Annotated in this window: 16 protein-coding genes; 1 reads left to right on the top strand and 15 read right to left on the bottom strand. The window is 45.8% G+C overall.

Going from position 1 to position 14,475, the window contains the following annotated elements:
• Window positions 1–13 precede the first annotated feature (13 nt).
• The 12 genes from H171_RS20700 to H171_RS20645 form a co-directional block, all read right to left on the bottom strand.
• Window positions 14–1,654 carry an ABC-F family ATP-binding cassette domain-containing protein gene (locus tag H171_RS20700; protein WP_100306817.1) on the bottom strand — a complete coding sequence of 547 codons (1,641 nt, stop codon included), beginning with the start codon at window positions 1,652–1,654 and terminating at the stop codon, window positions 14–16.
• Between the two features lie 219 nt (window positions 1,655–1,873).
• Window positions 1,874–2,521, bottom strand: a complete 648-nt coding sequence (locus H171_RS20695) for a hypothetical protein (protein ID WP_100306816.1) — start codon at window positions 2,519–2,521, stop codon at window positions 1,874–1,876.
• Between the two features lie 121 nt (window positions 2,522–2,642).
• Window positions 2,643–3,404, bottom strand: a complete 762-nt coding sequence (locus tag H171_RS20690; protein WP_100306815.1) for an amino acid ABC transporter ATP-binding protein — start codon at window positions 3,402–3,404, stop codon at window positions 2,643–2,645.
• Window positions 3,405–3,416: 12 nt separating this feature from the next.
• The gene (locus H171_RS20685; RefSeq protein WP_100306814.1) at window positions 3,417–4,067 is read right to left on the bottom strand and encodes an amino acid ABC transporter permease; all 651 of its coding nucleotides are present in this window, start codon (window positions 4,065–4,067) and stop codon (window positions 3,417–3,419) included.
• A gap of 174 nt (window positions 4,068–4,241) precedes the next feature.
• Window positions 4,242–5,084 (bottom strand): amino acid ABC transporter substrate-binding protein, encoded by an 843-nt coding sequence (locus tag H171_RS20680; RefSeq protein WP_100306813.1) that lies wholly within the window; start codon window positions 5,082–5,084, stop codon window positions 4,242–4,244.
• A gap of 91 nt (window positions 5,085–5,175) precedes the next feature.
• Window positions 5,176–6,783 (bottom strand): hypothetical protein, encoded by a 1,608-nt coding sequence (locus H171_RS20675; protein ID WP_100306812.1) that lies wholly within the window; start codon window positions 6,781–6,783, stop codon window positions 5,176–5,178.
• Window positions 6,784–6,816: 33 nt separating this feature from the next.
• Entirely contained in the window at window positions 6,817–8,106 is a 1,290-nt protein-coding gene (locus tag H171_RS20670; RefSeq protein ID WP_100306811.1) for a dihydroorotase, read from the bottom strand.
• A gap of 22 nt (window positions 8,107–8,128) precedes the next feature.
• Window positions 8,129–8,584 (bottom strand): threonine/serine exporter family protein, encoded by a 456-nt coding sequence (locus H171_RS20665; RefSeq protein ID WP_100306810.1) that lies wholly within the window; start codon window positions 8,582–8,584, stop codon window positions 8,129–8,131.
• Complete coding sequence (locus H171_RS20660; RefSeq protein ID WP_100306809.1) at window positions 8,581–9,393, bottom strand: threonine/serine exporter family protein; 813 nt, start codon at window positions 9,391–9,393, stop codon at window positions 8,581–8,583. Before H171_RS20660 ends, H171_RS20665 begins: the two co-directional genes overlap by 4 nt.
• Window positions 9,394–9,406: 13 nt before the next feature.
• Window positions 9,407–10,153, bottom strand: a complete 747-nt coding sequence (locus H171_RS20655; RefSeq protein WP_100306808.1) for an MBL fold metallo-hydrolase — start codon at window positions 10,151–10,153, stop codon at window positions 9,407–9,409.
• Window positions 10,154–10,300: 147 nt separating this feature from the next.
• A complete protein-coding gene (locus H171_RS20650) occupies window positions 10,301–10,603 on the bottom strand; it encodes a hypothetical protein (protein WP_100306807.1) in 303 nt (100 codons plus the stop codon).
• A gap of 341 nt (window positions 10,604–10,944) precedes the next feature.
• The gene (locus tag H171_RS20645; protein WP_100306806.1) at window positions 10,945–11,271 is read right to left on the bottom strand and encodes an MmcQ/YjbR family DNA-binding protein; all 327 of its coding nucleotides are present in this window, start codon (window positions 11,269–11,271) and stop codon (window positions 10,945–10,947) included.
• Window positions 11,272–11,379: 108 nt separating this feature from the next.
• On the opposite strand from H171_RS20645, the gene H171_RS20640 reads away from it, so the two are divergent.
• Window positions 11,380–11,949, top strand: a complete 570-nt coding sequence (locus H171_RS20640) for a nitroreductase family protein (protein ID WP_100306805.1) — start codon at window positions 11,380–11,382, stop codon at window positions 11,947–11,949.
• 56 nt (window positions 11,950–12,005) lie between these two features.
• Here the strand turns inward: H171_RS20640 and H171_RS20635 are convergent, their stop codons facing one another.
• From H171_RS20635 to H171_RS20625, 3 genes are all read right to left on the bottom strand, one after another.
• Window positions 12,006–12,386 carry a zinc ribbon domain-containing protein gene (locus H171_RS20635; protein WP_100306804.1) on the bottom strand — a complete coding sequence of 127 codons (381 nt, stop codon included), beginning with the start codon at window positions 12,384–12,386 and terminating at the stop codon, window positions 12,006–12,008.
• 291 nt (window positions 12,387–12,677) lie between these two features.
• Complete coding sequence (locus H171_RS20630; protein WP_025230450.1) at window positions 12,678–12,896, bottom strand: DUF378 domain-containing protein; 219 nt, start codon at window positions 12,894–12,896, stop codon at window positions 12,678–12,680.
• A 54-nt stretch (window positions 12,897–12,950) separates the two neighbouring features.
• Window positions 12,951–14,462, bottom strand: coding sequence for an ATP-binding protein (locus H171_RS20625; RefSeq protein WP_100306803.1), 1,512 nt, complete (start codon window positions 14,460–14,462; stop codon window positions 12,951–12,953).
• Window positions 14,463–14,475: the final 13 nt, after the last annotated feature.

Genomic DNA, 14,475 nt, shown 5'->3' with positions numbered 1-14,475 from the left:
ATTGAAACATGGTCTATTTATTCTCTTCTACCTGCTCCTCAGTCAAAGTAAATACCTGTCTCTTACGAGCCATCTCATCACTTGCCAGATACTCATCATAGGTGGTGATTTTATCGATCAGCTGTCCATTTACGATTTCCATAATACGGTTAGCCGTTGTCTCAACGATCTGATGGTCACGGGAGGAGAAAATCAGAACTCCCTGGAATTTTACCAGACCATTATTAAGTGCCGTGATAGACTCCATATCCAAGTGGTCCGTAGGCTCGTCGAGCATCAGTACGTTAGCTCCGGAAATCATCAGCTTGGAAAGCATGCAGCGCACCTTTTCTCCACCGGACAATACCCGTACCTTTTTTACGCCATCTTCTCCGGCAAACAGCATACGGCCAAGGAATCCCCGCACATAAGTGGCTTCCTTTTCCGGAGAATACTGGGTCAGCCAGTCAACGATGGTATCATCGTTAGCAAACTCCGCTGTATTGTCCTTCGGGAAATAGCACTGGCTGGTGGTAAGGCCCCATTTGTAATCGCCCTCATCAGGCTCCATTTCCCCTGAAAGAATCTTGAAGAGAATGGTCTTTGCCATCTCATTGGGTCCCACCAGAGCCACCTTATCCTCACGGGTTAAGGTAAAGGAGATATTGTCTAAAACCTTTACTCCGTCAATGGTCTTTGATAAATTATTAACACTTATAACCTCATTGCCAATTTCACGGGCCGGGCGGAAATCAATGTATGGATATTTACGGCTGGAGGGTTTGATGTCATCCAGCTCGATTTTCTCCAACGCACGCTTTCTGGAAGTTGCCTGCTTGGATTTGGAAGCATTGGCGGAGAAACGCTGGATAAATTCCTGCAGCTCCTTGATCTTTTCTTCCTTTTTCCGGTTGGCTTCCTTCATCTGCTTTACCATCAGCTGGCTGGACTCATACCAGAAGTCGTAGTTACCTGCATAAAGCTGGATTTTACTGTAATCAATGTCTGCAATATGGGTGCAGACTTTATTTAAGAAGTAACGGTCATGGGAAACCACGATAACCGTATTTTCAAAGTTAATAAGGAATTCCTCAAGCCATGCAATGGCATCCAGATCCAAATGGTTGGTAGGCTCGTCAAGAAGCAGGATGTCCGGGTTTCCGAACAGAGCCTGGGCAAGAAGCACCTTAACCTTTTCAGCACCGTTTAATTCACTCATATATTTGTAGTGAAGATCTGTATCGATTCCCAGACCGTTTAAGAGGTTTGCCGCATCGGATTCTGCCTCCCAGCCGTTCATGGTAGCGAATTCACCTTCTAAGTCCGCTGCTTTGATACCGTCTTCATCGGTGAAATCTTCTTTCATGTAGATGGCATCTTTTTCTTTCATGATCTCATAAAGCCTGGCATTTCCCATAATAACGGTGTCAAGCACCTGGAAGCCGTCATATTTAAAGTGGTCCTGTTTTAAGAAGGAAAGTCTCTGTCCCGGCGTTATGACGATGTCGCCGTTTGTCGGCTCCAATTCACCGGATAATATTTTAAGGAAAGTGGACTTTCCCGCGCCATTGGCGCCAATCATCCCGTAGCAGTTGCCTTCAGTAAACTTAATGTTCACTTCTTCAAACAATGCTTTTTTCCCGAGTCTTAATGTTACGTTATGTGCACTGATCATCTTAAATTCCCTTTCTGCAATCTGGTTATCGTTCGCTAGCCAAAATCATCAAAATAGGGGTCCATTGGCCCCTTCTTCTGTCATCTCTATTATTGTACATGAAAATCCCGAATTTGCAAGCTTTTTATCTTGGAAAAAGAAGTTCATTACGCCTTCGGCTTATGAAATGCTTGTCTCCATGGATTAAATTATGCCTGCATATTCGGGATTTTAATCATTTTACTTTGCGGCTTCCACCCTTAAGGGGAAGTTGGATTTGCTTCCTGCGTCATAGTCAACGGTCACATAGGTCACCTTTACTATGGCCCCGCTTCCATTGCTGTCATCAGTGGCGGTTCCAAGCACATCAGTGTCCAGACCTTCGCAGTTATCCTTGATAAATCCTATCTCTTCGCCGGATTCCGTCTTAATGGTAAAGGTGCTCATGGCCTGGTCCATAACGCTTCCGGTCACTTCCTGCACCTTCATGTTCTCCTGCCCGTCCAACACCAGGACAGGCTTGGCATTAGAGGCATCCGAACCGGAAATTTCCCCTTTATAGATAACGGAAACTGACACTTCCGGCTCCAGCGCATAGGAAGTCTCTACCACTGTACCGCTTAAGTCAAAGGACATTTCCTTGCCGTCGTTCTCCACGGTCATGCTTTCCAAGTTGTCCCCAACCTTTTTGACCGTACCTGCCAGTATCTTAAATTCTGCCCCGTTGCCCGGCGCTTCCTGGCTTACATCTCCCGTACTCTCAGAACTGGGGGCCGTACTTTCCGTTACCGTATTTGCTACACTTTCTGTATTCTTTGTAGATTTTCCACAGGCTGTAAATAAAACTGCCGCACAGACGGCTACTGCCATAATCCATGTTTTCTTCATAAGCATCCTCTTCTTTCTTTCCTAAATCACCTATGATTCCACATTTAGTATATCATCCGATTGTGAAAAATCTTTATCTTTTTCCTTAATTAATTTTACGAATTGCCTAAAATTGGTAATTTCAACCCTCTCCATACCTTCCAAGGAAGTTCTGGGTCCGCACATTGCTGGAAGAAAATACCTCTTCCGGGGTTCCCTCTTCTACGATCACGCCGTCAGCCATAAAGATGATCCTGTCTGAGATATCCCTGGCAAAGGCCATCTCATGAGTTACTATGACCATGGTAATGTGCATGTCTGCAAGGGATTTAATGACCTTTAATACCTCTCCTGTAAGCTCCGGATCCAGAGCGGAAGTCGGTTCATCAAAAAACAGGATCCTGGGATTTAGGGCAAGCGCCCTTGCTATGGCTACCCGTTGGCACTGACCTCCGGAAAGCTGGCAGGGATATGCTTCAGCCTTATCCTCTAGTCCCATTTTTTTAAGAAGCTTCATGGCCTCAGAAAAAACCTCTTCCTTATCCCGTTTCTGCACATGAACCGGCGCATCGGTAATGTTTTTTAAAACCGTCATATGGGGAAATAAGTGAAAGTTCTGGAATACCAGTCCGTAATTCTTCTGGATTTCCTTTCGTCTTTCCCCTTTGGCATAGATGGCCTTTCCGTCGGGCCCGTTCCATGCAGCCTTTTCTCCCAGATAATTAAGTTCTCCCCCATCCATCTCTTCCAGCATGGTAGCGCACCGAAGCAGGGTGGATTTTCCCGAACCGGATGGACCGATGATGGAAACGATCTCGCCTTCCTTTACCGACAGGGAAATATCCCGAAGCACACCCTGGCCATCAAACGCTTTTTTTACATGGTTCATTTCCAGTAAGTACATCTTTTCTTCCTCCTATTGATAATAGTTCATCCGCTTTTCTATGTATTCCATCCCAATTGCCACGATAAGGTTAAAGATATAATAAAACAGGCCTGCTGCCACAAAAGGAATTAGGCTGGTCTGGGACGAGGCCAGAGCCTTAGCAACTGCAAACATCTCTAAAACGCTGATGGAAAAAGCCAGGGAGGTATCCTTAACCAGGGTAATGACCTCATTGGTCACAGACGGCAGAATCCGTTTCACCACCTGTGGAAATATAATACGGAAAAAGGTCTGGGTCTTTGTATATCCCAGAAGCTTTGCCGCTTCATACTGTCCCACCGGCATGGATTGGATCCCGCTCCGGTATATTTCCGCAAAATACGCTGCGTAGTTGATAACAAAACCAATAAATGCGGCCCAAAGGCGGTACCCGTTCCCAACCTTTATGCCGAATAAGTAGTATGGACCAAAATACACTACCATCAGCTGCAGCATCAATGGAGTTCCTCTCATGACTGAAATATAGAATTTAACAATGGCCTGTATGACAGGGTTTTTAGACATCCTTCCAAAGGATACTAAAAGTCCCAGGGGCAGAGAAAAGACCAGCGTCACTACAAATATCTGGATGCTGACCCACATTCCCCCTGCCAATTGTAAGAATATCTTCGTTAAAGCCATGATTTCTCCTCCATGTTCTAAAAAATAGGGTCCGGCCCATGGCTGGGGGGACCGGAACCCATTATAAAGTCTTTATTTCTGCAAGCAATGAGCCAGGTGCAGGAATGCTTGCATTCTGCATCTGGCAAATACTGTAAGGGTCAAATACTTCCTGGAATTTTACGGAGTATTTGATTATTTAACTGTGGTTACATCCTTGCCAAACCATTTTTCTGATATCTTTTTAAGGGTTCCGTCAGCTGCCATGGCTTCTAACTGTTCCTGGACCTGATCTCTTAAAGCATCATTCCCTTTCTTAAATCCAACCCCGTATTCTTCGGCAGCAAGGGCCTCATCCAGTATAATAAAATCCGCCTTCCTCTGCTCGATCTGGTAACCTGCCACAATCACATCCATTGCAATGGCATCCACGGCTCCCATCTCCAGGTCCATAAATGCGGTGTTGTAATCCGGCGTCGTCTGAAGGGTTCCAAAGGTTTCGGCCAGCTTTCCATCCGTCTGCAGTGCCTTTTCCGCGGAGGAATCCGCCTGAACCTCAATGATCTTTCCTGATAAGTCACCTAAGGTCTTAATGCCGGAGTCCTTTCCCACTACAAACACCTGACTGTTTTCCATATAAGGCTTTGTCCAGGTATAGCCGTCTTCACGGCCTGTAATGGTAAAGCCATTCCAGATGCAGTCAATATTTCCTGCTTCCAGCTCCATGTCCTTGGCATCCCAGGCGATGGGCTGGGGAACAAACTTCCTGCCAAGTCGGTTTGCCACCTCCTGCGCCAGCTCTAAGTCAAAACCGGTATATTCTCCGTTGTCTCCGACAAAACCCATCGGCGGGAAATCCTGGTCAAATCCAACAGTAAATGTATCAGCGCCTGATTCTGTTTCTTTTCCAGTCTCTTTTGCTGTTGCTGCAGTGGTTTCGGAAGACGCAGAAGCCGTAACTTCGCTCTTTTGCCCGGAACAGCCGCCAAGCAGGACTGCCGCTCCTAACACTGCTGCTATTATTATTCCTTTTTTCATAATTGCATCCTCCTCTTGCTTTTCATGTGTTACCATGGTAGCACACTAAAGTGTTTCTGTAAAGAAGAAATTTGCAATTATAAAATCAGTTTTAAAAAAAGAACATAAATAAAATCAGGATGAGAATTGCAATCGAAGCTCCCGCCAGAAAGACGGGACTTATGCTGCCTCCCCTTCCTCTGGAAGACAGCTCGGGCTCCGCAAGCATTCCCCAGGGACTTAATTCCAGGACTCCTAACGGAATCCCGCCTAAATCCTCTCTTCCCATAAAGGACAGAAATTCTTTCCAGTCCCGTTCTACTATTTTCTTCCCCTCTTTCCAGTCCTCTCTTGGATCCTTTTTGTCCTTTGTAAAAAAGGATCCGGAATCATCCTTGCCTTCCGAATATTCCTTATCCCTTAAAAACTGCTGATAGGCATGTTTTATCCCCTTATTTACGGTCTCCCGCAGGTCTTTGGTGGTCTGATAAAGGTTCATCATATAATAATAGATTTTATAAGCAGCTCTGGGCTGAAAGGGGATATTCCTGCCACCCAGCCTTTTCATGGCAGCCTCAGACTTCTTAAATGCTTCCTGTATGCAGTAATCGATCATTCGGTCAACCGCCTCCCGCAGATCAGCCGCAAGTCCTTTATTGATCCCGGAATAAGCTCCAAAGGTTTGGGATTTAACCGCCATCAGCGCAGCCAGAAACCCATATAGTTCCTCACTTCCTCCTGAAAGCCCGGAGCTCCTTAATAAATTTCCCCTGTGGTTTATATACCCGGCAAAAGCCTCTCCCAATTCAAGGTCCGAAGGAGAATAAACCATATTGCTCTCCATGGAGGAAATGGAGGCCTTGGCACCATATGTCTTACTCCCCGGGAAGCCGCTCCCTTCCAGGACGGACAGCGGAACTTCCTTTCGCATCCGCCAGGCATACCGGGGATCATTCTTTATCCGTCCCTCCCCGGCAGGCTGATAGATCATTCCTTGCTCTGCTTCATTTCCAGATTCATTTACCGGGATTCTAATGCTGCCCGGATTTAACTTAACGGTATCTCCGGCATTTTCCTGCTCCTCAAAAACCCTTTGCAGTTCTCCGCTGCTTAGAGTATTTCCTGTAACGCTGCGGTAAAGCGCAGCCTTTAAGGAAGCCATGGAGCTTGGGGACCCGAAACTCCCAAAGAGGATTTTCAGTTCCCCCATGCGCGACTCAAGCACCTTCATAAGGATATCCGATAATACGGTTTCCAGTGCAGCAAGCTGATCCTCCTGTACTCCTGCTGTGGTATTCTCAAGGATTGCCTGCAGCAGTTCCTTATAAATCAATGTAAGATACTCCAGTTCGTCAGAGAAGGGCTTTAAGGCAGACGGACTCCACGACAGGATATCCTCCCATGCCAAATCAGCCTCTTCCTTTCCCCACATTTTATCAAGATCAGAAAGCTCTTCAGTGCTTAGCTTATAATAGGCGCTTTCATCTGACAGGGCGGCAGTATCCCGGGCAGATCTCGTTTCCCTCCTGTCTTCCCCGCCTTCCTCACTCCTTTTCTCTCGGTGTTCCTCTACGCTCCGGCTCAGTTCTTCCATAAACCGCTCACTGGCCTCGATCCTTCCCTTTATATCTGCTTCCTCTACAGCCCGCTGAATGTCCACGGCCCCAGGTTCGCCTTTGGAAGCCGCAGCAGGCGGCAGATCCTGTGCCTTTATCTCCATGTTTTCACTCCCTCTTGCTTCCTTTCACATCAATCAGTCTTTTTCATCCTGATAAACGATCCGCCCGCCGCAGATGGTATATTTCACTTTTCCAAACAATCGTTCTCCTGTAAAGGGGGAATTGGAAGACTTGGAGGCATATTCTCCTACTGTCCATTCCTCATTGGGGTCAAAAATCACCAGATCCGCAGTACATTCCTCCTTTATGCAGCCAAAATCCAGCCGGTACAGCTTCGAAGGATTTAAGCTCATCTTTTCCATCAGCTCCATCATGGTCAGATGTCCGGGCCGGACTAAGTTTGTCACACCAAGCCCCAGCGCGGTTTCAAGCCCGATGATCCCGCTTGGGGCCTCGGTCAGTTCCTTTGACTTTTCCTCGGCACTGTGGGGAGCGTGATCCGTGGCAATGATATCAATACTTTCATCCTTTAGCCCCTGGATTATAGCCTTACGATCCTCTTCCGTCCGAAGGGGCGGATTCATTTTTGCCAGGGTCCCATGCTTTAATACCGCTTCCTCTGTCAGAGTGAAATGATGGGGCGTCACCTCCGCATACACTTTAGCCCCCAGCTCCTTTGCAAGCTTTACCATCTTAACGGAGGCAGCGGAACTGATATGCTGGATATCTACCGCCGCGCCGGTGTGAAGGGCAATCATACAGTCCCTGGCAACCAGGCAATCCTCCGCCAAAGCCGGGGAACCAAAGATTCCAAGCTGATCGGATACTTTCCCATGGTTGATGCCATTGTTTGTGATAAAAGCAGGGTCTTCCTCGTGAAAGCTCAATGGAACGTTAAGCTTTACCGCACGCTCCATCGCTTCCTTTACCAGCTTCTCATCAAGGAGGGGAATCCCGTCATCGGTGAATCCCACTGCCCCCTGGTTTTTTAATTCCTCCATATCCGTCAGTTCTCTGCCAAGAAGTCCCTTCGATACAGCTGCCGCCTGCAGCACGTGGATGCCAGTTTTCTTCCCTTCCCTCATCACATACTGAAGGGTTTCCACATTATCCACGGGAGGCTTTGTATTTGCCATACAAACAACAGCTGTAAACCCACCTTTTGCAGCCGCTCTTGCTCCGGTCTGTATATCCTCTTTATAAGTAAGACCAGGATCCCGGAAATGAACATGGACATCAACAAACCCAGGAGCAACGATAAAACCGGAAGCATCGATTACTACATCTTCCTTTGAAACGGGAAGGGCATCCATCTTAAGCTGTTCTCCCATACCGGCAATTTTCCCATCTGCAATGCAGATATCCATAGTTCCTTCCACCTGATTTCCAGGGTCTACTACATGCGCATTTTTAATCCATATCATCTTCTATTCCTACCTTTCTCTTTTATCTATCGTCCACTTCCTCCTGTTTCTTTGCAGCAAATGTAAAAAATTTCTGGGGCAGCTCAAAAACAAATACAATGCCAAGTACAATGGCAACCGCCACCTTACATGCAAGAAAACCGGTCCGAACTGCCAGCGCCAGTTCATCCGTCACAATATAATAAGCCGTCCAGTATATTCCCGCCCCAGGCACCAGGGGAAAAATACCGGATATTAAAAATATAGTCACTGGACACCGTTTTCTTACAGCAAACGTTCTGGAAAGAAAAATCACCACAATAGTAGCCGCCAAAGCAGCCGACGGAGCCGTCAGCCTATTCATGAGCCCCCCATAGACCAGCCAGCCTGCTCCTCCGATCAGCCCGCAGTATGGATAAAACCTGGCGGGTACCCCAAACAAAAGGGAAAATGCAACCGTACCAACAACCGCAGCGGCGGCTTCCATAAACAAACTCATAGAAGCACACCTCCCGTCAGCCGGTGGAACAGGCTGAAAACCATCCCAACCCCCATAGCGATGCAGAAAAATACCAGCAGAGCATCAATCATACGGACGGAACCCGAGATATAGTCTCCGTCTGCAATATCCCGGATGGCATTGGTAAAGGCAACTCCAGGAATCAAGGGCATAATGGAACCTATGATCATAAAATTTAAATTCTCTCCAAAATGAAGCAGATAAAGAACTGTACACAAAAAAGTGACCAGGGCTCCTCCCCCGATGTTTCCAACGATCTTTGAGAGATGGGGGCTGCTTAGAAAAATCACATATACATAGAGAAGAATCCCGGAGCCAAAGGCCGATAAACTGTCTCTTAGGGTTCCTCCAAACAAATAACAGAAGCAGGCACTTCCAACGCCGGAGGCAAGGATCTGCATGGTTCTTGGTTTTCCCGGCATTACCCGGATCTGATCCAGCCGGTGCCTCACATCTCCAGGGCTTAATAAGCCTGTCTCAATTTCCCTGGATAGCTGGTTTACCGCCGCTACCCGGTCTAAATGGGTTCCGCTTACCGGAATATGCTGGACCTTTGCAAATATTTCCTCTCTCTCATTGCCTGAGGTCGTGAAAATCCCATTGCTTAAAACAAAGGAATTCCCGGACCGTATTCCATAGTGACAGCAGATCCGGTCCATAGTCTCCTCCACCCGGAAGATCTCCGCCCCGTTTTCCAATAGAATATGCCCTGCCTGCATGGCGGCCTCTAAAACCTCTCTCTGCTCCTCAGGGGTCAGATCCCCTGGCTGTTCCTTCTCGTTTTCCATAAAAACTTATCTCCTACCCGATATCAAAACATTGCCCGTCTTCATGGATCTCCACGATCCGGTCCCGGTAAGGCGAGGAATTATCCATATCCTTTAACCTGCCGATCACAGAAAAATCTCCCCAGAAGTGCATAGGAAATGCGTGGCTTACCCGGGTCTTTCTCATGAATTCGTCAAAGCCGAGAAAAAAGGCCTTCTCCTGTCTTGGATCCAAAGGGAGAAAAGCTGCATCTATGTGCATATCTGACAGCTTATCCACTTCCCCGGAATACTGCTTTGCCATCTGGTCATTCCAGCTGTCCGGCTCCCCTTCCCATCTCCAGTTGTTTAGATCTCCGGCATGGTAGATGACCTTTCCTTCCGCTTTCACAAGAAACGCAACGCCTTCATCGGTGGAACGGAGGGTCAGAATCTCTGCATCTGCCCTTTCTTCTGCAGTGACGGGGCCTGTGAGATTTCCTTCTGAATTAGAAAAGCAGATCTTTTCCCCGGGCTTCATAAAGACCATCTCATTAAGAAGCGATTGGAGCAGACGTTCCTTTGGGATATCATCCGATAGGATGTATCTGGTCTTCTCATGCTTCTTAATAAGCTCCAGAATTTTTTCAGAATAATGATCCCCGTGGCGGTGGCTTGCAAAAACAAGCAGAGGTTTCTCATCATTGATTTTGGGCAGAGAACCCTCTGTGTAATCAAACAGCAGGGTTACTGTCTCAAGCTCCGCCAGAAATGCACTGTGATGGATATAGGTGATTTTCATTGGAAAAGACCTCCTTTTTAAGGTTATTTGGAAAAATTATATCACAACTGCCATCACTCTGCATAGCAGCGGAACGCAAAAAGAGCGGGGACAATTGTCCCCGCTCCGGAATTTTAGCATTCCTGATCGAATCAGTAATTCTGCCGATTAGTTTGCTGCTTTTGTAGATTCAGCTTCTGCTTCTGCAGACTCTGTTTCTGCTTCATCTGCTGCTGCATCTTCCTTGCTCTCTTCATCAGAAGCCTCATCTAAAGTAACATCTTCTGTTTCGGATTCTTCTACAACTTCTGTAGTCTCGTTCTCTGTGGTAACTGCTTCTGTTGTAGCTTCTACAGTAGCTTCAGTAGCTGCTGTTGTTTCTGCAGTCTTTGTGCTTCCACATGCAGAGATAGATGCCATTGTTAATACGGCTACGCCTGTAAGTACCAGTTTTTTTGCTGTTAATTTCATAATTATTCTCCTCCTTGCGATACATAGGTTTATTGTTACATAAATCTGTCTTGGTTCCATGTTGTCCTATGTACTTGAAACCGAGTCTCAGTTTAGCACCTTGAGAAAATAAAGTCAATGATTCCAACTCGCTATTTTTCCCAGCCAAAAACAGGCAAAATCTAAAAACTAATTACAACTGGAGCCGGATGACCTCATAATAAATTATGAAATTTTGCTCTTGAATTTATTTTATTTTACTAGTTTTAATTTTGTCCACTCCGAAAATATAACAATAATAATTCATTGTTCAATATTTTTTTGTTAATTTTAACTACTATTTTTCCGGTAAAACTGGAAAATCAAGTGGTCAGATCAAAACTTTCCCCTATCATTCGACAGATATCTTCCTTCGGTACGGTCCCGTCAAGAAGGACCGTGTTCCAATACTTTTTATTTAAATGATATCCAGGAAGTACGCCGGTGAATGCATTTCTCCAAAACTCCACCCACTCCGGATCACATTTTAAATTGATACAGACTATCCCATCCCGTTCATAGATCCAGGCAAACACCTTTTTGTTTTTTCTGTGCCGGATAACGGCCCACTGGTGGTCACGAAAAGGGTAATCTTCATAAACATCAGGATAGGTTAAGCAATAAGTAATCAATTCTGCTCTGGTTTTCATCGTAATCTCTCCCTTCCTTCCCCATGCCATTGCAGGACGGACTAATACCTGATATAATTTTAAAATAAGAAAACGGATAAAATACAGACAATAAAGGAGGAATATTCTATGTTAAAAGAACTGGTTTTAAAATGCCGTACCTTCCGCCGGTTTTATGAGAGTGAAGCGGTTTCAACGAAAGATTTAAGAGAGCTGGTGGATTTAGCCAGGCTCACCGCCTCAACAGCCAATTCCCAGGCGCTGAAGTTCCGGCTGTGCAGCACCCCGGAAGAAAATGCCAAGGTATTTGATACTCTGAGCTGGGCCGGCGCTCTGCCGGACTGGGGTGGTCCTGAAAAGGGGGAACGCCCATCTGCCTACATCATCATTCTATGCGATCTGTCTCTTGGAAAAAATAAGCTGTATGATGATGGAATTGCTGCACAGACCATCATGCTTGGGGCTGTGGAAAAAGGATACGGTGGATGCATATTGGGAAATGTACGGAGAAGTGATCTGGCAGAAGCTCTCTCCATTGATCCATCACGGTACTCCATAGATTTAGTCCTTGCTCTTGGAAAGCCCAAGGAAGAAGTAGTCCTTGTCCCAGTAAAAGAGGACGGGGATATTCGCTATTACCGGGATGAGAATCAAGTGCATTACGTTCCAAAAAGAGCCCTTGATGATATCATCATTTAAGAAACCATTCGGTGACCTACGCTTCTGTCTCCTACCAGACATACGGTGATACGGTATTAAAACCTCTGTCCACATTTAGGACAATATTCAAAATCCTCTGTAGTTTCGTACCCGCAGTGAGAACATTGCTTCCGGTTCCAGTCTGAACTCCTGTGGCCGGACTGCACCAGGGTCAGATCCTGCTCACTAATGTCTACAGACTCCTTATGATTCAGTCTTTTTCCTTTTTCGGAGTCCAGTTCGTAAAGGGTATTACAGCAGGACATTTGAACATAATAACGTCTGTCCCATTTTATGATGGGGATGAAAAAAATACTGAAATAACTGTAAGTCATAAAAACCTGGTATCTGCCATATCCTCCACACAGGCCGCAGATCACTGTTTTTGTATAATCGAGTATTTTCTTTCCCTGGCTCATGCCGCATATAAAAAACATAAGTTCCTCCTGTAAATGAATGCTGGTTTGACTTTGGGTTATCATGATATGTGATATTTATATGAATTCTATCATAATTCTATTTCGCTTACAACTCATATAAGGCCATATTTTGGGCAGGCAAGCAAGGAATTCACGTAAGCTGTTTCTCAGAAAGGAACGCATAAGATAAAGGTGCTGTAAAATGATTCGTTATAATCATTTTACAGCACCTTTCTTATGTTATTATATTAACGAGCGAGGGCATTACCGCATGGTAAGTGATCCGCTCATGCTGTAATGCCCTTTAAATTATCTGTTATCTTCTGTTCCAGCCTCGGAACGGCCATAAAAAGTAATCAGGTACAACCCACAAATTCCTACTAGAGCATACACGATTCTCGTAATCCATGTCATGCTGCCGAAAATAAATGATACCAGGTTGAAGTTAAAAAAACCTACCAGCCCCCAGTTGACCGCGCCAATAATAGCTATAGTCAGAGCAGTGTAACTCAATGCTTTATTTCCCATGGCACTACCTCCTTTTCTTTCTTTATTATGGAGTAGTTTTTTGGTTTTTATACATTATTTTCCTAAACTATCAATCCTGGCTTTTATATCACTTTCCCTGTCCTTGAATAAAAGCCGTTCATTATATTGATAATACCGTTCACAGTCGTATTCTTTTAAAAATTTAACGCTGTGATACCCGGTATTCAATTCCGTTATAAATACCACCATTTCCTGTCCGTCACCGAATGCGGCTTCCATAAAATCAAATGCATGCTCCAGTGATTTTCCACCCTCTTCCAAAAGCGCTTCATATCTGGCGTTTTCTTCCTCAAACATCTCCCGTATCCGGTCCCAGGCAGCCTCATCCCCGGTCCCCTCCATTCGGAGGGTTTCCTCATATTGAAGAAGCAGGGCCTCTACATCCCGGCGTAAATAATCTTCTCTCCTGCTTAAAAGGCCGGCTTTTCTTCTCCTGTCCCAATCACCATTCCACTGGTCCCTTAATTCGGCAAGACGGGCCACCATGGAGGTATCCTGATCTTTTTCGGATTCCTGACTTATTTTTTTAAGTTCTTCCATTAGAAGGCCGGTTCTATCCCCCTGATCAGACACAGAGCGGAAGCTCTGACCTAATCTTGATAGCATCAGGCCGATGACACTTAGCTTCTCATCAAAAGATGCCCGTTTCAGCCTGTCGCACAGGCTCTCCCTGATAATGCCTGATAAGATCTCATCGATCTGGTAATCATCCCTGTACTTATAGTATAGATCCAGGTAGTTGGTAAAATCCTTGGAAATCCTAGGAAACTGAATATACTCACCCACCACATCCCGGTCCACTTTTTTGCCCAGGCGCTCATAAATTTCAATAAATTTTGATAAATCCTCCCAGCCCCTGGGGGTGGCGAAGAATTTTCCGTCAACCGTTGTTTCGATCCGGCAGAAGTATTCGGTCCTAGCATTCAGATAGGAAATAACCGCTGGATGCAGGGCCTGCTCATAGGCATAAGCCTTCCATACCTCAAAGTCCGGTTCCACATGGATAAGCTTGATACGGTCTAAAGTCACCACATCAAAGTCCCTGACCGACTTGTTATATTCCGGCGGGTTTCCGGCCGTCACGATAACCCAGCCTTCGGGAATCTTGTGGTTTCCGAACGTTTTATACTGGAGAAACTGGAGCATGGTCGGCGCAAGGGTTTCGGACACACAGTTGATCTCATCAATAAAAAGGATCCCCTCCTTAAGGCCGGAGCTCTCGATCTTATTGTAAATTGAGGCCACGATCTCGCTCATGGTATATTCTGTTACACGGTAAGTGCTCCCGCCGAATTCCTTTTCATTTATAAAGGGAAGTCCCACCGCACTCTGGCGGGTATGATGGGTGATGGTATAAGCCACCAGACCAATCCCGCATTCTCTTGCTACCTGCTCCATGATCTGGGTCTTTCCCACTCCCGGAGGTCCCATGAGAAATACCGGTCTTTGATGAACCGCCGGTATCTCGTAAGCACCATATACATCCTTTAGCAGATAAGCTTCTATGGTATTCTTAATTTCTTCTTTTGCTCGTTTAATATTCATAATAAAATCTCCT

The sequence above is a fragment of the [Clostridium] celerecrescens 18A genome (assembly GCF_002797975.1).
Lineage (GTDB): Bacteria > Bacillota > Clostridia > Lachnospirales > Lachnospiraceae > Lacrimispora > Lacrimispora celerecrescens.
The sequence above is the reverse complement of the archived record's forward strand: the minus strand, read 5'-3'. Positions and strand labels throughout refer to the sequence as shown.